This is a genomic window from Burkholderia sp. Tr-20355 (assembly GCF_017104685.1).
GTDB lineage: Bacteria > Pseudomonadota > Gammaproteobacteria > Burkholderiales > Burkholderiaceae > Burkholderia > Burkholderia seminalis.
On record NZ_JAAGPK010000139.1, the window covers coordinates 1 to 21,664 of the forward strand.

General features: G+C 67.9%; 18 protein-coding genes. 11 read left to right on the forward strand and 7 right to left on the reverse strand.

What is annotated here, in order from left to right:
- The first annotated feature begins 130 nt into the window (after nt 1-130).
- Nucleotides 131-1,465: an MFS transporter gene (locus G3N62_RS26610; protein WP_241013218.1), complete on the forward strand. Its 1,335-nt coding sequence runs from the start codon at nt 131-133 to the stop codon at nt 1,463-1,465.
- Between the two features lie 385 nt (nt 1,466-1,850).
- Here the strand turns inward: G3N62_RS26610 and G3N62_RS26615 are convergent, their stop codons facing one another.
- Entirely contained in the window at nt 1,851-2,726 is an 876-nt protein-coding gene (locus tag G3N62_RS26615) for a LysR family transcriptional regulator (protein ID WP_124670161.1), read from the reverse strand.
- A 178-nt stretch (nt 2,727-2,904) separates the two neighbouring features.
- Here G3N62_RS26615 and G3N62_RS26620 point away from each other — a divergent pair, with 178 nt between their 5' ends.
- The 5 genes from G3N62_RS26620 (at nt 2,905) to G3N62_RS26640 (ending at nt 9,913) form a co-directional block, all read left to right on the forward strand.
- Nucleotides 2,905-3,843, forward strand: a complete 939-nt coding sequence (locus tag G3N62_RS26620) for a LysR substrate-binding domain-containing protein (RefSeq protein ID WP_049028939.1) — start codon at nt 2,905-2,907, stop codon at nt 3,841-3,843.
- Between the two features lie 315 nt (nt 3,844-4,158).
- On the forward strand, nt 4,159-5,583 hold the full coding sequence (gene aldA, locus G3N62_RS26625) for an aldehyde dehydrogenase (RefSeq protein ID WP_124670162.1): 1,425 nt from the start codon (nt 4,159-4,161) through the stop codon (nt 5,581-5,583).
- A 109-nt stretch (nt 5,584-5,692) separates the two neighbouring features.
- Entirely contained in the window at nt 5,693-7,015 is a 1,323-nt protein-coding gene (locus G3N62_RS26630) for an MFS transporter (protein WP_241013217.1), read from the forward strand.
- Nucleotides 7,012-8,229: a mandelate racemase/muconate lactonizing enzyme family protein gene (locus tag G3N62_RS26635; RefSeq protein ID WP_124670164.1), complete on the forward strand. Its 1,218-nt coding sequence runs from the start codon at nt 7,012-7,014 to the stop codon at nt 8,227-8,229. Before G3N62_RS26630 ends, G3N62_RS26635 begins: the two co-directional genes overlap by 4 nt.
- Before the next feature lie 16 nt (nt 8,230-8,245).
- On the forward strand, nt 8,246-9,913 hold the full coding sequence (locus G3N62_RS26640; RefSeq protein WP_124670165.1) for a GMC family oxidoreductase N-terminal domain-containing protein: 1,668 nt from the start codon (nt 8,246-8,248) through the stop codon (nt 9,911-9,913).
- 40 nt (nt 9,914-9,953) lie between these two features.
- On the opposite strand, the gene G3N62_RS26645 is transcribed toward G3N62_RS26640, so the two are convergent.
- A complete protein-coding gene (locus tag G3N62_RS26645; protein WP_034188529.1) occupies nt 9,954-10,856 on the reverse strand; it encodes a LysR family transcriptional regulator in 903 nt (300 codons plus the stop codon).
- Nucleotides 10,857-10,965: 109 nt separating this feature from the next.
- Between G3N62_RS26645 and G3N62_RS26650 the strand changes: the two genes are divergently transcribed.
- Entirely contained in the window at nt 10,966-11,673 is a 708-nt protein-coding gene (locus tag G3N62_RS26650) for a hypothetical protein (protein ID WP_034188530.1), read from the forward strand.
- Between the two features lie 124 nt (nt 11,674-11,797).
- On the opposite strand, the gene G3N62_RS26655 is transcribed toward G3N62_RS26650, so the two are convergent.
- Complete coding sequence (locus tag G3N62_RS26655) at nt 11,798-12,706, reverse strand: LysR family transcriptional regulator (RefSeq protein WP_051700989.1); 909 nt, start codon at nt 12,704-12,706, stop codon at nt 11,798-11,800.
- A 122-nt stretch (nt 12,707-12,828) separates the two neighbouring features.
- On the opposite strand from G3N62_RS26655, the gene G3N62_RS26660 reads away from it, so the two are divergent.
- A complete protein-coding gene (locus G3N62_RS26660; protein WP_049028945.1) occupies nt 12,829-13,860 on the forward strand; it encodes an NAD(P)H-quinone oxidoreductase in 1,032 nt (343 codons plus the stop codon).
- A gap of 18 nt (nt 13,861-13,878) precedes the next feature.
- Here the strand turns inward: G3N62_RS26660 and G3N62_RS26665 are convergent, their stop codons facing one another.
- From G3N62_RS26665 to G3N62_RS26675, 3 genes are all read right to left on the reverse strand, one after another.
- Entirely contained in the window at nt 13,879-14,700 is an 822-nt protein-coding gene (locus tag G3N62_RS26665; RefSeq protein WP_053092594.1) for a betaine/proline/choline family ABC transporter ATP-binding protein, read from the reverse strand.
- A 14-nt stretch (nt 14,701-14,714) separates the two neighbouring features.
- The gene (locus G3N62_RS26670) at nt 14,715-15,680 is read right to left on the reverse strand and encodes a proline/glycine betaine ABC transporter permease (protein ID WP_124670166.1); all 966 of its coding nucleotides are present in this window, start codon (nt 15,678-15,680) and stop codon (nt 14,715-14,717) included.
- A gap of 70 nt (nt 15,681-15,750) precedes the next feature.
- Nucleotides 15,751-16,788 carry an ABC transporter substrate-binding protein gene (locus G3N62_RS26675; protein ID WP_124670167.1) on the reverse strand — a complete coding sequence of 346 codons (1,038 nt, stop codon included), beginning with the start codon at nt 16,786-16,788 and terminating at the stop codon, nt 15,751-15,753.
- 551 nt (nt 16,789-17,339) lie between these two features.
- Here G3N62_RS26675 and G3N62_RS26680 point away from each other — a divergent pair.
- The 3 genes from G3N62_RS26680 (at nt 17,340) to G3N62_RS26690 (ending at nt 20,761) form a co-directional block, all read left to right on the forward strand.
- Complete coding sequence (locus G3N62_RS26680) at nt 17,340-18,491, forward strand: porin (RefSeq protein WP_034188535.1); 1,152 nt, start codon at nt 17,340-17,342, stop codon at nt 18,489-18,491.
- A 324-nt stretch (nt 18,492-18,815) separates the two neighbouring features.
- Nucleotides 18,816-19,625: an OXA-1043 family class D beta-lactamase gene (blaOXA, locus tag G3N62_RS26685; protein ID WP_124670168.1), complete on the forward strand. Its 810-nt coding sequence runs from the start codon at nt 18,816-18,818 to the stop codon at nt 19,623-19,625.
- Nucleotides 19,622-20,761, forward strand: coding sequence for an acyltransferase (locus tag G3N62_RS26690; protein WP_124670169.1), 1,140 nt, complete (start codon nt 19,622-19,624; stop codon nt 20,759-20,761). The genes blaOXA and G3N62_RS26690 overlap by 4 nt, the downstream gene beginning before the upstream one ends.
- A gap of 79 nt (nt 20,762-20,840) precedes the next feature.
- Here G3N62_RS26690 and G3N62_RS26695 read toward each other — a convergent pair whose 3' ends face one another.
- The gene (locus G3N62_RS26695; protein WP_034188538.1) at nt 20,841-21,431 is read right to left on the reverse strand and encodes a methyltransferase domain-containing protein; all 591 of its coding nucleotides are present in this window, start codon (nt 21,429-21,431) and stop codon (nt 20,841-20,843) included.
- Nucleotides 21,432-21,664 lie beyond the last annotated feature (233 nt).

A 21,664-nucleotide genomic window follows, 5' to 3' on the forward strand; every position in this document is an offset into this window, starting at 1 on the left:
TCGCGCGCCGCCCGGCCGCGCGGCGTTTCGCACGACTCGCGCGGCGCGTCCGGCGCCCGCGCGCCTCACGCATGACAATTCCGGAGGCAGCTTGACCCAAGCCCACGTTCAATCCGGCACCGCACGCGCGCTGCCGCCGTCACGCGGCGCCGATGCGCCGCGCCGCACCGTCGCGCTCGACGACGTACCGCTCAACCGTTTCCACGTGAAGATCGCCGGCCTGACGTTCGGCGCGCATTTTACCGAGGGCTACACGCTCGGCACGATCGGCTACGCACTCGCCGCGCTCGGCAGGCAGATGCCGATCGACGCGTTCTGGATGGGAATGATCGGCTGTTCGGCGCTGATCGGCATCTTCTTCGGCAGCCTCGTGTTCGGCTGGCTGTCCGACCGCATGGGCCGGCAGAAGATCTTCCTGACGAGCTTCGTGATCATCACGGCGGCCGCGTTCGCGCAGTGCTTCGTCAGCTCGCCGCTCGAACTGTGCGTGTTGCGCGTGCTGATCGGCTTCGGGATGGGCGGCGACTTCACGGTCGGCCACGCGATCCTCGCCGAATTCTCGCCGCGCAAGCATCGGGGTGCGCTGCTCGGTTCGTTCAGCGTGATCTGGACGATCGGTTATGTGGCCGCGAACGTGCTTGGCCTCGCCTACAGCGACGTCACGCCGGACGCATGGCGCTGGCTGCTCGCGTCGGCCGCCTTGCCCGCGCTGATCGTGCTGGTGCTGCGCATCGGCACACCCGAATCGCCGCGCTGGCTGCTCGGCAAGGGCCGCGAGCGGGAAGCGCGTGCGATCGTCGCGAAGCACTTCGGGCCGCACGTGATGCTCGACGGCTCGGCCGAACCGCATGCGAATACGGGTTTTGCGCGACTGTTCCAGCGCGACCTGATCCGCCGGACCGTCTTCAACTGCGCGTTCTTCGTGTGCCTCGTGATTCCGTACTTCGCGATCTACACGTTCCTGCCGACGATCCTGACGACGATCGGCCTCGCCGAGGGCTTCGGCGCGGACCTGCTGCTGAACGGCTTCCTCGTGCTGGGCGCGCTGATCGGCATCTGGCTGACGATCCGGCTGTCGCGGCGCGGCTTCCTGATCGGCTCGTTCGCGGTGACGTGTGCGTCGCTCGCCGCGCTCGCGATGCTGCCGTCGTCGGCGGCGCTGGCGATGATCGTCGCGTTCGCGGTGTTCACGCTGACGATGTCGGCGTTCAGCAACCTCGTCGGCGTGTTCCCGCCCGAGTGCTTCCCAACCGAAGTGCGCGCAAGCGGCGTCGGCCTCGCGATCGCGTGCAGCCGGCTCGGCTCGGCGATCGGCACGTTCCTGCTGCCGGTCGGCATCGCGACGCTCGGGTTTCACGCGACGATGTTCGCGCTGGCGGGCGTGCTGCTCGTCGGGATGATCGTGTCGATCGCTTGGGCGCCCGAGACGAAGCATCTGACGCTGGAGGAGGCGTCGAGGCACTGACGGCGGAAAACGCACGGCCGCGACTCGGCCCGACGGTCCGTCCGCCGGGCTGCGCACGATCGCGTGTCGCCCCGCGTCGACGCGCCGTCTTCAACGTGGGGCGCATCGATCCCGCGAAGTGCCAGTTGCCGATCTTCACGGATGCCCAGGCAGAAGCCCTGGCGCGCCGACAAACGCTGACGCACTTCGGGGTGCCCCCGGATTCGTAACCGCCGCGACGAAACGAAACCGCGCGGCGCGAACGGGTAACGATCGCGCCGCCGCCCCGTTCCCGGTAACGATCGTTCACAGATACCGAAACCCCTGCACGGCAAGGCGGGGACGGACCGAACCGACCGGCCTCCACGAACGGATCAGCCGCGCCTCGGTACCGACATCGTCACGCCTACCCCCGCTTCCCCGCCTGCTGTCGCAACCACGCGGCAAACGCAACCACATGCTCGAGCGCGACGCTCTCCGGCTCGACATCGAGCCAGTATCCGAACGGCCCGATCGGTTGCACCGGCGACAACCGAACGAGGCTGCCCTCGCCGATCTCCTCCTCGATCATGTTCAGGTCGACCACCGCGAGCCCCGCGCCCTTGCGCGCCGCGCGAATCGCCTGTTCGAGCGTGGAAAACTCGATACCGTCGCCGATCCGCGTGACCGGCATGCCCGCCTGCTCGCACCAGTCGGCCCATAGCGCGAGACGCTTGCCCTCGTGCAGCACATGCAGCGACGGCAGCCGGCCGAGCAGCACGTCGAGCGCGTCGCCGCGATAACGCGGGGCGCCGACGAGCGCGTGCCGCTCCATCATCAGCAGTTCGGATTGCATCCCGGCACGCGCCGCGCGCCCGAAGCGGATGTGGCAATGGCAATCGTCGGCCGGCTCGGTGCGGATCGACAGCTCGACGTCAGGCAATGCTTCCGCGAGCGCGCCGAGGCGCGGCGAAAACCACTGCGTTGCAAACGTCGGCGGCAGCGACACCGTCAGGCGCCGCTTCGCGCCCGGCCGCGCGGCGGCGACTTCGCCGACGCCCCGCTCGATCGTGTCGAACGCCTGCCCGACGAACGGCAGCAACCGCCGGCCCGCGTCGGTCAGGCGCACGCCCTTGTGATCGCGCTCGAACAGCCGCGCGCCGAGCGCTTCCTCGAGCAGCCGGATCTGCCGGCTCACCGCGCCTTGCGTCACGCACAGCGAAACCGCCGCGCGATTGAAGCTCAGGTGACGCGCGGTCTCCTCGAAAAATCGCAGCGCGATCAACGATGGCAGGCGTCGCATGATGTGTGTCCCCTTCGTTCGTATCGTTTGTATCGTTCGCCGTATCGGCGGCCGTCATGCCGTGCAAACCCGGAGGCCCGGCATCCCTCATCGCTTCAGTCGTCGCCCCCGCGCGCTCGGTCTCCCGCCTACAATAAGCATCCCGCACCAAACACGACACCGCCCCGTGAGACGCAAGATGCCGGCGCTGAATGCGCTGAAAGCCTTCGAGATGGCCGGCCGCACCGGCAGCTTCACGCGTGCGGCCGAACTGCTCAACGTGACGCAGAGCGCGGTGAGCCGCCAGGTCCGCCAGCTCGAAGGCCAGCTCGGCGAAACGCTGCTCGAGCGCCGCCATCACCAGCTCGAACTGACGGCGGCCGGCCGTGTACTGCTGCGCGCGCTGCAGCAATCGTTCGACAAGATCGAGCTCACCGTGCGCAGCCTGCAGGAAAAGACCCACCTGAACCGCCTGCGCGCGAACGTGCCGCCGACCTTCGCCGCGCGCTGGCTGATGCCGCGCCTCGGCCGGCTTCGCGACGCGCATCCCGAATTCGAACTGAGCCTGACGACCCGCATCCACGACAGCCTCGGCGAATCGCGCGTGCTCGACTGCGCGATCCGGTTCGGCGACGGCGAGTGGGACGGCTTCGACAACGCGCTGCTGATGCAGGAGCAGCATATCGCCGTCTGCGCGCCCGCGCTGTACGCGCGGCTGCGACAGGACGGCGCGCCGATCGACCTGAACCGCTTCACGCTGCTGCACGTGCTCGCGACCGACGACCAGCGCTACCTGACGTGGCAGCACTGGCTGAAGGCCGCCGGCATCGCCGACGTCGACACGCGCGGCGGCTACGAATTCGACCTGCTCGACCATGCGATCCGCGCGGCGATCGACGGTCTCGGGATCACGATCGCCGACCGCCACATGGTCGCGCGCGAGCTCGCCGCCGGGCAACTGATGCAGGTGCTCAACGTGCATGTCGACGGCCACCAGTCGTACTGGTTCGTCACGCGGCCCGAGCAGACGAACCTCCCCCACATCGTCCAGTTCCGCGACTGGCTCCAGCAGGAAGTCTGGCTCGCGAAACGCCACCTCGAACCGTCGTCGCCGCTGCCGCAGGTGCCGCTGGGCTGACCTGCGCACCGCCTCCGCGCCAGCGTCGGCCGTCGGCCGCGGGCGACACCATACCGCCTCCCGCGCGGGTCCGCACTCGGACCCGTCGGAAAATGCAACAGGGCCGCCTCCCGCGCCCGTCCCACCGCCGCCGCGGCAGCCTTGCCGGACGGGCGAATCCGGTCGATTCACCGAGTAACGTGCGTTTTTCTCATGCTCGACGCGAAAATAAGTCGTTTGTCGTGCGCTAAACGCATGAACAGAATGGCTTCTATCCCGCGCCGCGCGTGTCGCCACCCGAAGCGACCCGCCTGCATTCATCGGAGGAGTCACTTCATGCGCACCGAACGCAACTACGTGAACGGCCGTTTCGTCACCCCGCAAAGCGACGCGTTTTTCGTCGTCCACAATCCCGCCACCGAGGCGCCGTTCGCGCGCGTGCCGGCCGCCACGCCGGCCGACGTGCTCGTCGCGGTGGATGCCGCGGCCGCCGCGCAGAAGGCGTGGCGCAAGCTGCCGAGCACCGAGCGCGCGGCCTGCCTGCACCGCTTCGCCGACGCGCTGACCGCGCGCGCGCCCGACATCGGCGCGGCGCTTGCGCAGGAATCCGGCAAGAGCGTCGAGGACGCGTCGAACGAAGCCGTCTACGCGGGCCAGATCACGCGCTACCACGCCGAGTGGGCGCGCCGGATCGAAGGCGAGATCATCCCGAGCGACACGCCCGACGAGAACCTGTTCCTGCAGCGCGAGCCGATCGGCGTCGTCGCCTGCCTGATCCCGTTCAACTATCCGGTCTACACGCTGCTGCGCAAGGTCGCGCCCGCGCTGATCGCCGGCAACACCGTGGTGGTGCGACCGAGCAACCACACGCCGGTGTCCGCGTTCGAGATCGCGAAGGCCGCCGACGACGCGGGCTTCCCGCCGGGCGTCGTCAACGTCCTGACGATGGACCACGCGACGGCCGAAGCGCTGTGCACGCACCCGGCGGTCGGCATGATCACGCTGACCGGCAGCGTGAACGCGGGCCGCAAGGTACTCGACTACTGCAAGGCGAACATCGCGAAGCCGTCGCTGGAACTCGGCGGCAAGACGCCCGCGATCATCGCGCCCGACGCCGACCTCGAACGCGCGGCCGCCGCGCTCGTCGCGTCGAAGACGACCCACTGCGGCCAGCTCTGCACGGCAATCGAGCGCGTGTATGTGCACGACAGCGTGCATGACCGCTTCGTCGCACTGCTGAAGGACAAGATGAGCGCGGTACGCAGCGGCGACCGCGCGGAAGATGCCACGCGGATGGGCCCGCTCGTCAGCGCCTCGGCGCGCACGCACATCCACGGGATGGTCGAACGCGCGATCGCGGCGGGCGCGACACGCGAAACCGGCGGTGCGATCCCCGAAGGCCGCGGCTTCTTCTACCCGGCGACGCTGCTGACGAACTGCCGGCAGGACATGGAGATCGTGCAGGAGGAAACCTTCGGCCCGATCATGCCCGTGCTGCGCTACCGGACGATCGACGAGGCCATCGGCTTCGCGAACGACCACCAGTTCGGGCTGTCGTCGGTGCTCTACACCGAGAGCTACCGCACCGCGATGACCGTCGCGAACGCGATCGAGGCGGGCGAGCTGTACGTGAACCGCACGCCGGCCGATCCGTACCAGGGCTTCCACGCCGGCTGGAAACGCTCGGGCCTCGGCGGCGACGACGGCAAGCACGGGATGCTCGAATTCACGCAGACGCGCCTCGTCGTCATGAAGCACTGACGCGACGACGACGTCGCACCGTTTCCGGTGCGCGGCGCCCCCGATCCGAATCAATACAAGACCAATCTGCAGACCGCCTGGAACAGGAAGTCTGATGGAGGAAGACATCATGCCGACCCAACCGTCGACGCCCGCCGCGTCGCTCGCGTTGCACGACGACGCACACGCGCCGCGGCACGCCCGTGCGCAACGCTACCTGCAACTGCTGCTGCTCGTGATCGCCGCGGGCGCGATCTACCCGATGCTGTATCTGCGGCAGGTGTACCAGCCGACGATGCTGCAGTTCTTCCGGATCGACGACGTGCAGCTGGGCTACCTGTACTCGTCGCTCGGCACGATCTTCCTCGTCAGCTACCTGCCGAGCGGTTGGCTCGCCGACCGCCTGTCGCCGCGCTGGCTGATCTGCTTCTCGCTGCTCGCGACGGGCGCGCTCGGGCTCGTCTACGCGACCGGCCCGTCGTTCGACACGCTCGTGCTGATCTTCGGCGGCTGGGGGCTGACCACCGGCCTCACGTTCTGGGCGGCCGTGATCAAGCGCGTGAACATGATCGCGGGCCCCGACGAACAGGGCCGCTTCTTCGGGCTGCTCGACGGCGGCCGCGGGCTCGTCGAGGCACTGCTCGCGACGATCGCGATCACGCTGTTCGCGTACGTCACGCAAGCACGCGGCGGCACCGACGCGTCCGGCTTCAAGCTCGTCGTGCACCTGTACGCGTTCTTCTGCATCGCGCTCGGCATCCTGCTTGTGCTGGTGAAGGATCCGGCACGCACGGACAACCTTGCGGCGACCACGAAACGCGCGAAGGGAAACGTACTGAGCGACCTCGGGACGCTCGCGGCGATTCCCGAGCTGTGGCTCGTCGCGGCGATCGTGTTCTGCGGCTACCAGGTGTTCTGGGCAACCTACAGCTTCTCGGCATACCTGCACGAAGGCAACTTCGGTCTCAGCGCGACGGCGGCCGGCTTCATCACGACGCTCAAGCTGTGGATGCGCCCCCTCGGCGGCATCGGCGGCGGCTTCCTCGGCGACCGTGTGTCGAAAGTGTCCGTGCTGTTCTGGGCGCTGGTGCTGGCCGCGCTGTCGCTCGTCGGGCTGATCGCCGCGCCCGCGCACAGCCCGCAGGCGATGCTCGTCGTGCTCGTGCTGTTCATCGGCATCCTCACTTACGCGATCCGCGGCCTGTACTGGTCGCTGCTCGACGACTGCAAGGTGCCGACGCATTGCGCGGGCCTGGCGATCGGCCTGATCTCGGTGCTCGGCTACTCGCCCGACGTGTTCGTGCCGCTGATCAACGGCTACGTGACGCAGACCTGGCCCGGCGCGCACGGCTACCAGCTCTATTTCGGTTATATCGCGGCAATCGCGCTCTGCGGCGCGGGCGCCGCCGCGTTCCTCAAAATCCGCCTCAACCGCATCCAGGAGTCCGCATGAAGATCGTTTCGCTCGACACCCATATCGTCGCCGTGCCGCCGCCGCACGTCGGCGGGATGTACTGGATCTTCGTGAAGCTGAAGACCGACGACGGCATCGAAGGCGTCGGCGAGATCTATTCGGCGACGTTCCACCCGAAGGCGATGGGCCCGATCATCGACGACGTGTTCGACCGCTACCTGCTGAACCACGATCCGCACCACGTCGAGCGGCTGTTCCGCCAGACGTATTCGAGCGGCTTCACGCAACGCCCCGACCTGACGATGATGGGCGTCGTCAGCGGCCTCGAGATGGCGTGCTGGGACATCGTCGGCAAGGCGGCCGGCAAGCCCGTCTACGAACTGCTCGGCGGGAAGATCCACGAGCGGCTGCGCTCGTACACGTACCTGTATCCGAAGAACGCGAAGGGCGAATACGACTACGACGATCCCGATCTCGCGGCCGAATGCGCGGCCGAGAACGTCAAGCTCGGCTTCACCGCCGTCAAGTTCGATCCGGCCGGCCCGTACACGGCCTACTCGGGTCACCAGCTGTCGCTCGAAGTGCTCGACCGCTGCGAACTGTTCTGCCGGCGCGTGCGCGAAGCCGTCGGCAGCAAGGCCGACCTGCTGTTCGGCACGCACGGGCAGATGGTGCCGTCGTCGGCGATCCGGCTCGCGAAGCGGCTCGAGAAGTACGACCCGCTGTGGTTCGAGGAGCCCGTGCCGCCGGGGCAGGAAGAAGCGATCGCCGACGTCGCGCGGCATACGTCGATTCCGGTCGCGGCCGGCGAGCGGCTGACGACCAAGTACGAATTCCACAAGCTGCTGCAGGCCGGCGGCGCATCGATCCTGCAACCGAACGTCGCGCGCGTGGGCGGCCTGCTCGAGGCGAAGAAGATCGCGGCGCTCGCGGAAGTGCACTACGCCCAGATCGCGCCGCACCTGTACAACGGGCCGGTGGGGGCCGCCGCGAGCATCCAGCTCGCGACCTGCACGCCGAACTTCCTGATCCAGGAAAGCATCATGACGTGGGGCGGGTTCCATTCGGAAGTCGTGAAGACGCCGATCCGCTGGGAAGACGGCTACATCATCCCGTCGCACGAGCCGGGCCTCGGCATCGAGCTCGACATGGATGTCGTGCGCCATCACGCGCCGTACACGGGCGAGCGGCTGCACCTGCAGATGGGCGAAAAACCCGCCGACGTGAAGGATCTCGCGCCCGCGCAGGGCTGAGCGCACAGGACACGACATGAGCTACGACTACATCATCGTCGGCGCGGGCTCGGCCGGCTGCATCCTGGCGAACCGCCTCAGCGAATCGGGCCGCCACTCGGTGCTGCTGCTCGAGGCGGGCGAACGCGACGCCTCGTTCTGGTTCAAGGTGCCGGTCGGCTTCACGAAGACTTACTACAACCGCCGCTACAACTGGATGTACTACAGCGAACCCGAGCCGCAGCTCGCCGACCGCAAGCTGTACTGCCCACGCGGCAAGGTGGTCGGCGGGTCGGGGTCGATCAATGCGATGGTCTACGTGCGCGGCCAGCGCAGCGACTATGACGACTGGGCGAATGCCGGCAATCCCGGCTGGGCGTACGACGACGTGCTGCCGTACTTCCGCAAGCTCGAAACCCACGCGGCCGGCGCCACCGATCCGCGGCATCACGGCTCGACGGGGCCGATCCACATCACGTCGATGAAGGCCGACGTGCATCCGATCGTCCACGAGTTCCTGAAGGGCTGCGCTCAACTGAACCTGCCGCGCACCGACGATTTCAACGGCGCGCAGTTCGAAGGCGCCGGCATCTACGACCTGAACACGAAGAACGGCGAGCGCTGTTCGAGCAGCTTCGCGTACCTGCGGCCCGCACTGGGGCGCGCGAACCTCACGCTGCGCTCGGGCGCGATGGTGCGGCGCGTGACGTTCGACGGCACGCGCGCGACCGGCGTGGTCGTGGCCGGTGCAGGCGGCGACGAAACGCTCGTCGCGGCGCGCGAGGTGATCCTCGCGGCCGGTGCGGTCGATACGCCGAAGCTGCTGCAATTGTCGGGCGTCGGCGATCCGGCGCTGCTGGCGCGCCGGCGCGTGCCGCTCGTGCATGCGCTGCCGGCCGTCGGCCGCAACCTGCAGGACCATCTGTGCGTGAGCTTCTACTTCAAGGCGAACCGGCCGACGCTGAACGACGAGATGGGCACGCTGCTCGGCAAGATGAAGATCGGCTTGCGCTACCTGCTGACGAAGCGCGGCCCGCTCGCGATGAGCGTGAACCAGGCCGGCGGCTTCTTCCGCGGCTCGGCTGACGTGCGGGAGCCGAACCTGCAGCTGTACTTCAACCCGCTGTCGTACCGGATTCCGAAGAGCGACCGTGCGAGCATCAAGCCCGAGCCGTATTCGGGCTTCCTGATCGCGTTCAACCCGTGCCGGCCGACCAGCCGCGGTACGATCGAGATCGCGTCGAACCGCGCGGAAGATGCCGCGAAGATCCACATCAACGCGCTGACCACGCAGAAGGATCTCGACGAAGCCGTGCAGGGCAGCAAGGTGATCCGGGCGCTGATGCGCGCGCCGGCGCTGAAGTCGATGACCGTCGAGGAAATCTCGCCGGGGCCGCAGGTCGACACCGACGAAGCGATGCTGCAATATTTCCGCGAGCAATCGGGATCGATCTACCACCTGTGCGGCTCGTGCGCGATGGGGCCCGACGCGACGACGTCCGTCGTCGATGCGTCGCTGCGCGTGCACGGGCTGCAGGCGCTGCGGATCGTCGATGCGTCGGTCTTCCCGAACATCACGTCCGGCAACATCAATGCACCGACGATGATGGTCGCGGAGAAGGGCGCGGACCTGATTCTGGCGGAGGCTGCGCTGGCGGAGCGGGCCGGCATGCCATCGACGCAACGGGAGACGGTCGCACAGTGAGTGACGCCACGCCGGCAGGGCCGGCGGCGGCCGCCGGCCCTCAGCCGTTCCCCGCGTCCACGACCTGCCGGCAAACCTTCACGATCAGGTCCCGCAGCCCGGCATGCACCGTGTCCCGGTCGAAGCGGGGATGCCACATGATCGAGATCGCCAGCCCCGGCGTCGCGACCGGCAACTCGAACGTCACGACGTCTCGCCGGGCCTGAGCGGTGTGCTTCTCCGGCACCTGCACGATCCAGTCCGAACGCCGGGCCAGCTCGATGCCCGATTTGAAGTTCGGCACCACCGCGATCACGTTCCGCTCGCGCCCCTGCTCGCCGAGCGCATCGTCGATCGGCCCGTGAAACCGCCCTTTGCGCGACACGCTGATGTGCGGCACGGACAGGTACGCGTCCAGCGTCATCCGGCGCCGCGCCAGCCGATGGCCTTTGCGCAGCACGCCGACCATGCGGTCGTCGAACAGCTTGCGGACCATGATTTCCGGCCCCGTCTCGCCGATCACGCCGATTTCGATATCGACTTCGCCGCTGCGCAGCCGCGCCACCGTCTTCTCGTGCTTGGGCAGGAACCGCAGCTTCGCATGCGACCATGCCGCGTACGCCTGCTCGATGATGGGCACCGCAAACGAATCGATGAATCCGTCGTTGGCGCTGATGTTGAACACGCGTTGCGCGTCGATCGACCGGTGCTGCGCACCAAGCAGCTGTTCCACATCCTGCAGGATGCGGTCGAGCGGCGCCTTCAGCCGGCGCGCCGTTTCGGTCGCCACCATGCCCTTGCCCGCGCGTACCAGCACCTTGTCGCCGATCGCGTCCTGAACGCGGGCAAGGGTCCGGCTCATCGCGGACGGACTCAAATCGAGGCTGCGCGCCGCGCGCGACACGCTTTCCTCGTCGATCAGCGCCTTCAGCGCCAGCAGCAGGTTCAGGTCGATTCGGTTCAACGCCGCGCTCCTCGCAGATTTGCGTTGAATGCATCATATATCTGACAAACCTGCACTGTACACACGCGATCCCCGCTCCTACCATTCGTGCAACCGAACGGAGGAATGCATGGAAACAATGCAGGTACACGACGAGCCATTGCGCGAATTGCTGATCCGGGACTGGCAGGAGCATACGAAGCAGCCGATAGCGGTCGCGACCCGCCTGCGGGAACGGCTGGCGCTCCCGATGGGCGCGCAGGACCTCGTCGAGCTGGCGGCGCTCGTGACGCATGTATTCGGCGAGCATCTCGGCGACTGGGAAGCGGGAATGGACGCGCTCGAACGACTCGTGGACGCGCACGACGATGCACCGGCCGATGCGCGCCGGCGGATCGATCGCCAGCATGCGGTGCTCGAGAAATCGCGGGATTTGCATGCGCCGCTCGACCGGTTCGACGCCGACGATCGCCTCTACGTCACGGCACTCGCGCTCCCCGCGATCACGCTTCAACAATCCGCGGCCGAGGCGGAAGCGGCATTCGCCGAAGCGATGCACTTGCTCGCGTCCAGCGACTGCCGCGAGCACCGCCGGCTGTTCGGCATGGTCACGGCCAATCTCGTCTGCGACCTGCTGGAGCGTTCGGCCCTGTCGGCCACCAGACGGCGCCTGCTGATCCTGCTCGCGGAGAAAAGCCACGCGATCTGGCTGCAGGACGGCGACGACACGGACCGGGAGAAGGCCGCGTTCCGGCTGACGCAGTGTTACCAGAAATGCAGGATGCCTGACAACTACGGCAGCGGGCGCTATCCGAGGTATCTGTCGATCGAACCGTAACGGCAGGCGATACGCGAACCGGAATGAAACACGGCACGGCACGGCGCGGCACGGCGCGTTGCACCGCGCCGATCGACGCGGACGGCCCGCATCCCGTCGCGGCCTGCCGCCCTTCCGGCTCGCGTCACACGTGCCCGGCATCCCCCCAAGCACCGCCCGATGCCGGCACGGCGTCGAACACCCGCACGATGTGATCGATCATCGCGCTCATCCGCGCGGTATGCCGCAAATCCTTGTGCGTCACCATCCAGACTTCGTAAGGGCGCGCCGACGTACGCGCCGGCCACACGCGCACCAGCCCGTCTCGCTCCGCGATCGGCACCGGGAGTTCGGCGAGCCCGAGCCCGGCACGCGCCGCCGCGCGCAGCATGAGATTCGAATTCAGCCCCGACACGATCCGTCCGGCCCGAACCGGCTCGCCGACCATCGTGAGCGGGCGGCGCGCATTCAGGTGCGGCAGGAAGCACACGAGATCGTGGCCGTCGAAGCCGGTGCCGGACACCGGTTCGCCATGCCGGTCCAGATAGTCCGCCGACGCGTATAACCCCGTCGGCCACGCAGCAAGCCGGCGCACGAGCAGATCGGGGTTGTCGGGCTTGATCGTGCGGATGGCGATGTCCGCCTCGCGCTTGGCGAGATTCTCCACCTGCGTCGACGTGTTGAGCAGCACACGCACGTCCGGATGCTCGTCGTGCAGGTTGCGCATCGCGCGCATCACGAATTCGAGCCCGATCGTATCGGTCGTCGTCACGCGCACGTCACCCGCAAGGCGCCGGTCGACGCCCTGGGTCTGCCGCATCAGATCAATCACCGACTGCTCCATCTTCTCCACGTTGCGCAGCGCAACCTCGCCCACCGCGGTCGGCACGTAACCGGCCGACGTGCGCAGGAACAGCGTCGCGCCGAGCGCGCGCTCGAGTGCCGCGAGCCGCCTGCCGACCGTCGCCTGATCGAGCCCGACCACCCGCGCGGCGCCGCGCAGGCTGCGTTCCCGGTGGATGGCGAGAAAAATCCGCGCGTCGTCCCAGTTCAAATGCCTTCTCCTGAAGTGATGCAAATTTGCATCTGTGGTCTTGAAAATCGCTGCGCGAATTCATCAACCCCGAAGCCTATACTTTTTTCACCGATCACTCATCTACCCGTTGCGAGGCAAACATGTCCGGTACGCACGCGCCCCTTCCCGCCGACATGGCGGCAGTCGAAATCACCCGCCCCGGCGGCCCCGAGGTGCTGGCAACGACACGGCGCCCGGTGCCGCGGCCGAACGCCGACGAAGTGCTGATCCGGGTTCACGCCGCCGGCGTGAACGGCCCGGACGTGCTGCAACGCAAGGGGCACTACCACCCGCCGCCCGGCGCGTCCGACATCCCGGGCCTCGAGCTCGCGGGCGAAGTCGTCGCGACCGGCGAGGCCGTGCGCGAATTCGTCCCGGGCGATCGGGTCAGCGCGCTGGTGACGGGCGGCGGCTACGCGGAATACGCGGTCGCCCACCGCCTCACCACGATGAAGCTGCCGCCCGGCCTCGACATGATCGAAGCCGCGGCGATGCCGGAAACGTTCCTGACGGTGTGGCTGAACCTGATCCAGCGCGGACGGCTGCAGGCCGGCGAATCGGTGCTGGTCCACGGCGGCGCGTCGGGCATCGGCACCACCGCGACGATGATCGCGAAGGCAATGGGTGCATCGACCGTCATCACGACGGTCGGCTCGGAAGCTCATCGCGCCGCGAGCCTGCGGCTGGGCGCGGATCACGCGGTGCATTACCGGGAAGAGGATTTCGTCGCCGAAGTCGACAGGATCACCGCCGGCCGCGGCGTGGACGTAATCCTCGACATCATCGCGGGCGACTACGTCGCGCGCAATTACCGGGCCGCGGCGATGAACGGCCGGATCCTGCAGGTGAGCGCGCTCAACGGGCCGGCGAAGGAACTCGACGTGTGGCCGATGATGACCAAGCGCCTGACGCACATCGGCTCGACGCTGCGCTCGCGCACGCCCGAGGAGAAAGGCGCGCTCATCGCCGAGCTGGAACGGCACCTGTGGCCGCACGTGGCGGCCGGCACGGTCAGGCCGCAGGTGTTTCGGTCCTTCTCGCTCGACGACGCGCGCGATGCGCACACGCTGATCGATTCGGGCGTGCACATCGGCAAGATCGTGTTGACGACGGCCGCGCACCGTGCCGCCTGAGCAAGACGGCGCGCCAGGTCAGTTCACGCTCGTGCGCTTCTCGACGAACCGCTTCACGTAATCGTCGGCCGGCCGCGACAGGATATCGTCGGGCGTGCCGACCTGCACGAGCGTGCCGTCGCGCAGGATCGCGATGCGGTCGCCGATGCGCAGCGCCTCGTCGAGATCGTGCGTGATGAACACGATCGTCTTCGACAGCGTCGCCTGCAGCTCGAGCAGCTGATCCTGCATCTCGGTGCGGATCAGCGGATCGAGCGCCGAAAACGCCTCGTCCATCAGCAGCACGTCGGTGTCGGCCGCCAGCGCGCGCGCCAGCCCGACGCGCTGCCGCATCCCGCCCGACAGCTCGTCCGGGTAATGATCGCCGTAGCCGTCGAGCCCGACCTTCGTCAGCCAGTTGCGCGCCGCGTCGGCCGCGTCGTGCCGCTTCCCGCCCCGCGTGCGCAGCGCATACGCGGCGTTGTCGAGCACGGTCTGGTGCGGCAGCAACCCGAAGTTCTGGAACACCATGCTGACCTTGTAGCGGCGCAGCTCGCGCAGCCCGTGCGCGTCGAGCTTGATCACGTCGCTGCCGTCGATCACGATCTCGCCGGCCGTCGGCTCGATCAGCCGGTTGAAGTGCCGCACGAGCGTCGACTTCCCGGAACCCGACAGCCCCATGATCACGAAGATCTCGCCCGACTCGATGCCGAGGCTCACGTCGTTGAGCCCGACGTTGCAGCCGGTTTCGGCCAGCACGTCGGCCTTGCGCCTGCCGGCCCGCAGCAGGTCGAGCACGCGCGCATGCGCGGCCTGCGGCCCGAACAGCTTGTACACGTGTTTGACGTCGATGGTCGCCATGTCTGTCTCCGCTCCTATGCGCGCGACGATTGCGTCGCCTGATTCGAATCGACGCTCGGCGCCGACGCGTTGCGCGGCAGCCGGTACGGCACGCACGATGCTCCCTTCTGCCGGCGCTGCTGCGCAAGCCGCCGCCGCGCGCGCCGCTCCTGACCGAAGCCCTGGCTGATCCGGTCGATCACGATCGCGAGAATCACGATCGCGAGGCCGGCCTGCGTGCCCTTGCCGACGTCGAGCGTCTGGATGCCCGCGAGCACGTCCTCGCCGAGCCCGCGCGAGCCGATCATCGACGCGATCACGACCATCGACAGCGCCATCATCGTCGTCTGGTTGATGCCGGCCATGATGCTCGGCCGCGCGAGCGGCAATTGCACGTTGACGAGCAGCTGCCAGCGCGTGGTGCCGAACGCGCGTGCGGCCTCCGTCACGTCCGGATCGACCTGGCGGATGCCGAGATCGGTCAGGCGGATCAGCGGCGGCAACGCGTAAATGATCGTCGCGAGGATCGCGGGTACCTTGCCGAGGCCGAACAGCATCAGCACCGGGATCAGGTAGACGAAGCTCGGCAATGTCTGCATCACGTCGAGCACCGGCAGCAGCATCCGCCGCAACCACGCGCTGCGCGACGCCAGAATGCCGACCGGCACGCCGATCGCGACCGACAGCACCGTCGCGACGAGCATCAGCGCGAGCGTCTGCATCAGTTTGTCCCACAGGCCGAAGCAGCCGATCGCGTAGAGCAGCAGCATGAAGAGCGCGCCGAGGCCGATGCGGCGTGTCGCATTCCACGCGATCGCGCCGACGACCAGCAGCACGAGCCACGGCGGCGCCATGCGCAACGCGCCTTCGAGCGGCACGAGCAGGTAGCGCAGCAGCATCGTGCTGAAGTGATGAAAACTGTCGCCGTATTGCGCGACGAACGTCTCGAGCGCGCGGTTGACCCAGTCGGCGATCGACAGGTGCAGGAAGAAGCCGTTCATGTTGATTCTCCGTCGCGCCGCGAAGGCGCGTGACGACGGCGGCGAGCGCGGGCCCACCGCCGCGCGCAGGTTACGCGCCCTTCAGGCTGCCGGCGATCTTCTGCGCGACGTCGGCCGGCACCCACTGCTTCCACATGTCCGGGCGGGTCTTCAGGAACTGCGTGGCCATCGCCGCGCCGTCGATCTTCTTCGTCGTCATCTCGAGGATCGTCTGGTTCAGGAAGTCCATCGGAAACCGCACCTTGCCGAACACGCCGACGAGATCGGGGTTCGCATCGGCGAACGGCTTCGACACGCCGACCGTCAGTCGCGACACCATGTACGACGACGCGCACTGGTGCGTGCTGCTCTCGTCGCGCAGCGTCTTCCAGCAGGCTTCGTTGAAGGCCGGCATCTTCAGCGCCGTGAACTTGTATTTCGCCATCAGCGCGGCCGGGCCCCAGTAATAGAACACGATCGGCGCGCCGCGCTGGTACGCGGACGCGATCGCCGCATCCAGCGCCGCACCCGTGCCCGGATGGAAGTTCGTGTACGACTGGTCGAGCTTCAGCACGCGCAACAGGCGCGTGTTCACGCGCTCGCAGTCCCAGCCGGTCGGGCAGTTCAGGAAGCGGCCCTTGTCCGGCTCCTCCTCGTCGGCGAACACCTGCTTGTACTTCGGCAGATCGTCGACCGACGCGAGCCCCGGCGCGACCGGCTTGATGTTGCGCGCCGGATCGCCCTTCACCACGTAGTCGGGCACGAACCAGCCTTCGGTGGTACCGCCGGGCAGCGTGTCGCCGATCAGCTTCACGGTGCCCGACGAGACGGCCTTCGCGGTGATCTCGCTGCGGCCCGTCCACTGCTCGGCCCAGATCTGCAGGTCGTTGCGCGCGAGCGCCGTTTCGGTGGCGGCCGTGCTGCCCGGCACGACGTCCGTCCTGCAGCCGTAGCCCTTCTCCATGATCTGCCGCAGCACCTCGGTCGCGAACGACCCGCTCTCCCACGTGATGCCCGCGAAATGGACCGTCTTGCCGTCGGCACACGCGCCGCCGGCCGCGTGGGCCGCGGGCGCGGACAGGATCGCCGCGGCGGCGAGAAGGACCGTTTTCAGTCGTCGAATCTGCATGGTGGGTCGTCTCCAAATCGAATCTGTTGTTTGTGCGTCGCGGCATGCGCGGCAACCGGCGCATCGTGAATGCATCCACGTCCGGTCAGCCTGCATGTTCGAGCGGCCATTTTGTTTAGGGAAACGAGTAATTCCGATCATTGCAATCGGCGGCGCCAATCGATCGCCGTCGCCCCCAGGAGGCCCGCCGGACGGGCCTTGCAGGCGATTGCAGGCAGCCGGTCACGGCCCGGCGCGGGCGCCTGTTCGAACGCCGCCCGGCCGGTGTCGAACGGCCGCGCCGTCCCCGCCGTTTCGACTGTCGAAACGGCCTGCGCCGCCCCCATTGGCGAACCCGATCCCGTCCATCGAAATTACTCGCTTTCGAATCCGTATCGGCTTGGGAAGAATGCGCGGTGTCATCGGAGGAGACACGACCCGACGCCGCCGTTGCCGCGCCGCCGCACGTTGCCGGCGCCGCGCGCGGCGCCGGATCGCCCCGGATGACGGGGGCGCGCCTCGCCGGACGCGCTCACGACAACCGATACACGCTGGATATCCCGGAGATCTCAATGAAAAAGACCCTGACGGCGCTCGCCGTGACGGCAACCTTCGCAGCGCCCGCGTTCGCGCAAAGCAGCGTCACGCTGTACGGCGTGATCGACGAAGGCCTGAACTACACGAACAACGTCGGCACCGGCCACGTCTACGAGATGGCCAGCGGCTACGCGCAAGGCAGCCGCTGGGGCCTGAAGGGCAGCGAGGATCTCGGCGGCGGCATGAAGGCGATCTTCCAGCTCGAAAACGGCTTCGACGTGAACACCGGCCGCCTCAACCAGGGCGGCCGCATGTTCGGCCGCCAGGCGTACGTCGGCCTGAGCCAGACGCAGTACGGCACGCTGACGTTCGGCCGCCAGTACGATTCCGTCGTCGACTATCTCGCGCCGACCACCGCCAACGGCAACTGGGGCGGCTACCTGCTCGCGCATCCGTTCGACAACGACAACACCGACAACTCGTTCCGGCTCGACAACACCGTCAAGTACGCGAGCCCGAACTTCGGCGGCTTCCAGTTCGGCGGCGCGTACAGCTTCAGCAACAGCACGAACTTCTCGGACAACCGCGCCTACAGCTTCGGCGCGCAGTACCAGAACAACGGGCTGCTGATCGGCGCCGCCTACCTGCAGGCGAACCGCCCGGGCGACGGCTCGGCCGGTGCGATCACCGCGAACGACGCGAGCTACATCGCCGAGCGCATGCGCGTGTTCGGCGCGGGCATCAACTACTCGTTCGGGCCCGCGACCGTCGGCTTCGCGTATACGAACTCGAACTACAAGAACCCGACCGGCAACGGCTACCTCGGCACGCCGGGCGCGATCATCGCGCCGGGGGCGACGGTCAGCGCGATCAAGTACCAGAACTTCGAGGTGAACGGCTCGTACCAGATCACGCCGGCATTCATGGTCGGCGCGCAGTACGTCCTGTCGCTCGAGAAGTACGACGCATCGACCGGCGACGCGAAGCCGAAGATCCACTCGGTCGGGCTGATGGCCGACTACAACCTGTCGAAGCGCACCGACGTGTACGTGCAGGCCGCGTACCAGCACATCGCCGGCGACAAGACGAACTCGATCCTCGACAACGCTTTCATCCCCGGCACCGACGCACCGTCGTCGACGTCGAACCAGGTGGCCGTGCGCCTCGCGCTGCGCCACAAGTTCTGACGCAACCCGGTTCTCCCTCCTTCACGCGACACCCGCGCCGGTCGGCCCGAGGTGTCTTCGCCCGCCCGCAAGCGCCAGCCTGCCGGCGGGTTTTTTCATGGATCACGCCGTGCCGTGACGGGCGCCGGCAGCCCCATCCGCCGAAAGCCGCACGCACCCCGTCAACCATGACAGGTCAACGGCCCGCGATCAGCCGATACACTGTGTGATCCCGACGGCCGCGATCCGCCCTCCCCTTCAAAGCAGGCCGTCGTTCCGATTGCGCGGCTGCCCGCTTCCCCGCCTGCCCCGCGCATCTTCCGCACGCTTTCCAGGGAGCAACACTTGAAGCACTGCCGCACCGCGCTGCTGGCCTTCGCCACGGGCCTCCTGGCCGCCGCATCCGCCCATGCCCATCCCGTCTGCACCGTCGTCGCCGACGCCGCCACCGGCCGAGTGCTCGTGCAGCAAGGCGACTGCGCGACCCGCGTCACGTCCGCATCGACGTTCAAGGTGGCGATCAGCCTGATGGGTTTCGACGCCGGCGTACTGAAGGACGAGCACACGCCCACGCTCGACTTCCGCACCGGCTACCCCGACTGGGGCGGTGCGCCGTGGCGCGAACCGACCGACCCGGCGCGCTGGATGAAGCTGTCGATCTTCTGGTATTCGGAGCAGGTCGCGCAGGCGCTCGGACAGGCACGCTTCCAGCAGTACACCAGCGCGTTCGGTTACGGCAACGCCGACGTCACCAGCAAGCAGGGTGAACTGAGCGGCGTGATGGGCGCGTGGGCCAATTCGTCGCTGCGGATCTCGCCGCTCGAACAGGTCGCGTTCATGCGCAAGATCGTGCGCCGCACGCTGCCCGTCAGCGCGCATGCGTACGACATGACCGAGCGCATCACGCTGATCGACGCGCAACCGGGCGGCTGGATCGTGCACGGCAAGACCGGCACCGGCTCGCCGGGTCTCAAATACGACGGCGCGCATGCGTACGGCTGGTTCGTCGGCTGGGCGACGAAGGGATCGCGCACGCTGGTGTTCGCGAACCTGATCCAGGACGACACGCGGCAAACGCCGAATGCCGGCCTGCGCTCGCGCGACACGTTCCTCGCGGCGCTGCCGGCACTCGCCGAAGCAGGCGCGTCGCCATGAGCACCGGACGGCGCAACGCACGCATCGACCTGCTGCGCGGCGTGTCGATCCTGCTCGTGCTGCTGCATCACTTCAACATCGCGTATCCGCTGCGCGACACCGCGCTCGCGCGCGTGCTCGGCTGGGACACCATCCACGCGATCGTGCGCAACGGCAACTACGGCGTGACGATGTTCTTCGCGATCTCGGGCTACCTGATCACGTCGAATGCGCGCCGCCGCTGGGGCAGCCTCGGCGCGCTCGACGTACGCGCGTTCTACGTGTCGCGTATCGCGCGGATCGTCCCTTGCCTGCTTCTGCTGCTCGCGCTCGTCAACGGCCTCGCGGCGGCCGGCGTGCCGATCTTCACGAACCATGCGCCGCAGGGCATCGCCGTGTCGTACTGGCTCGTGAACCTCGCGTCGCTCACGTTCTGGATGAACGTGCTGATCGGCGCATACGGCTGGGTCAATTACGCGCTCGGCGTGCTGTGGTCGCTGTCGGTCGAGGAGGTGTTCTACCTGTCGTTTCCGCTGCTGTGCATCGCATTGCGCCGCGACGGGCGGCTGTTCGCGTTCTGGCTGCTGATCGCCGCGATCGGCCCCGTGTATCGCTACACGCATCCGGGCGACGAAGGCGGCTTCCTTTATGCGTACTTTGCATGCTTCGACGGCATCGCGATCGGCTGCTGCACCGCGCTGCTGGCCGAACGCGCGCGCTGGCAGGTGCTCGCGGCCGCGCCCGTGCAATGGCTCGTCGCGGCGGGAATGACGGCGCTCTATCTCGCGTGGCCGATTGCCGAAAGCCATGTGCCCGGCGTCTCCGCGATGGCGCTCGGCACCGCCGTGCTGCTGATCGGCGCGCATGCCGAACGCGAACGCGCGCACGGTCGCGTGCTCGCGCCGCTGCGCTGGAGCGGCCGGCTCAGCTACGAGCTGTATCTGTTCCACCTGATCGTGCTCGGCGCGTTGCGCACGGTGTGGCCGCCGTCGGGCACGCACGGAGACGGCAAGCTGGCGTTGCTCGTCGCGTATCTGGTGCTGTCGGCCGGGTTGAGTGCCGTCATCGCGCGCGGCTACGCGACACCGCTCGACCGCCTGATCAAGCGGCTCGCGTTACGGCCGGCGGTGCAAGTGACGAACCGCGCACGCGTGTAGCGCGGCGGCGGCGATCCCTGTCGCGCGGCGGCGAAAACGGAAAAAACGGCCAGGGTCCGCTTACGACGTTTCGATCGAGTCAGCCCGCGTATTCCGCGGCGGCACAGCGCACGGTCACGATGCGCGCGGGCGGAAGATTCGCCCAGACGATCCGGCTGCCGCTGGCGACAAACGCCGCATCGCCGAGCGGATGGCGGCGGGGCGGCCGCAGGTCGTACGTGAACTGAATCATCACGCCGTCGGCCGACAGCACGCGGTGACATTGATCGACGATCGCCGCCACGTCCTCGCGCGGCAGCGTGCGCAACGGCAGGCACGACACGATCGCATCGACGCGCGCATCGGGCGGCAGCAGCCGCTCGAGCTGCCGCGCATCGCCCGACACGATCGTGATGCCGGGAAAGCGCCGTCGCAGATGCCGCACGAACGCGGGCGAGCGTTCGACCACGACGAGGCGCCGCGGCGCGACGCCGCGCTCGAGCAACGCCGCGGTGATCGCGCCGGTGCCGCCGCCGAGCTCGACGACCAGCCCGTCGCCAGCCGGTACCGCGTCGGCCATCTCGCGCGCCAGGTGCCGCGAACTCGGGCACAACGCCCCCACCGCGGCCGGACGGCCGACCCACTCGCGCACGAACAGCGCCGAGACCCGCCATGCGTTCGGCCACATCATCGGCGACCCTCGAGCGGTTGCGTCATCGGCCTCGACAGGCGGATGACCGCGTGGAACAAGGCTACGGCGACACGGTGCTTCGGCATGCGCATCCTCCTGGGCGAATCGGTCCGCCGCGGGACGCGCGGCGATCAATCGATTCTAGGAAACGCAAACTTAAGGCGACGTGAAGATTGTCCCTGATTTGCCTGATCAATTCGTGCCCGACCGGCGATCGACGCACTGCAGCATAT

What these genes read in the sequence shown, in the direction of transcription:
- G3N62_RS26680 (WP_034188535.1), top strand. Translation starts at nt 17,340, where the DNA reads ATGAAAAAGACCCTGACGGCGCTCGCCGTGACGGCAACCTTCGCAGCG.
- G3N62_RS26670 (WP_124670166.1), bottom strand. Translation starts at nt 15,680, where the DNA reads ATGAACGGCTTCTTCCTGCACCTGTCGATCGCCGACTGGGTCAACCGC.
- G3N62_RS26650 (WP_034188530.1), top strand. Translation starts at nt 10,966, where the DNA reads ATGGAAACAATGCAGGTACACGACGAGCCATTGCGCGAATTGCTGATC.
- G3N62_RS26615 (WP_124670161.1), bottom strand. Translation starts at nt 2,726, where the DNA reads ATGCGACGCCTGCCATCGTTGATCGCGCTGCGATTTTTCGAGGAGACC.
- G3N62_RS26640 (WP_124670165.1), top strand. Translation starts at nt 8,246, where the DNA reads ATGAGCTACGACTACATCATCGTCGGCGCGGGCTCGGCCGGCTGCATC.
- G3N62_RS26660 (WP_049028945.1), top strand. Translation starts at nt 12,829, where the DNA reads ATGTCCGGTACGCACGCGCCCCTTCCCGCCGACATGGCGGCAGTCGAA.
- G3N62_RS26630 (WP_241013217.1), top strand. Translation starts at nt 5,693, where the DNA reads ATGCCGACCCAACCGTCGACGCCCGCCGCGTCGCTCGCGTTGCACGAC.
- G3N62_RS26675 (WP_124670167.1), bottom strand. Translation starts at nt 16,788, where the DNA reads ATGCAGATTCGACGACTGAAAACGGTCCTTCTCGCCGCCGCGGCGATC.
- G3N62_RS26635 (WP_124670164.1), top strand. Translation starts at nt 7,012, where the DNA reads ATGAAGATCGTTTCGCTCGACACCCATATCGTCGCCGTGCCGCCGCCG.
- G3N62_RS26690 (WP_124670169.1), top strand. Translation starts at nt 19,622, where the DNA reads ATGAGCACCGGACGGCGCAACGCACGCATCGACCTGCTGCGCGGCGTG.
- G3N62_RS26695 (WP_034188538.1), bottom strand. Translation starts at nt 21,431, where the DNA reads ATGATGTGGCCGAACGCATGGCGGGTCTCGGCGCTGTTCGTGCGCGAG.
- G3N62_RS26620 (WP_049028939.1), top strand. Translation starts at nt 2,905, where the DNA reads ATGCCGGCGCTGAATGCGCTGAAAGCCTTCGAGATGGCCGGCCGCACC.
- G3N62_RS26665 (WP_053092594.1), bottom strand. Translation starts at nt 14,700, where the DNA reads ATGGCGACCATCGACGTCAAACACGTGTACAAGCTGTTCGGGCCGCAG.
- aldA (WP_124670162.1), top strand. Translation starts at nt 4,159, where the DNA reads ATGCGCACCGAACGCAACTACGTGAACGGCCGTTTCGTCACCCCGCAA.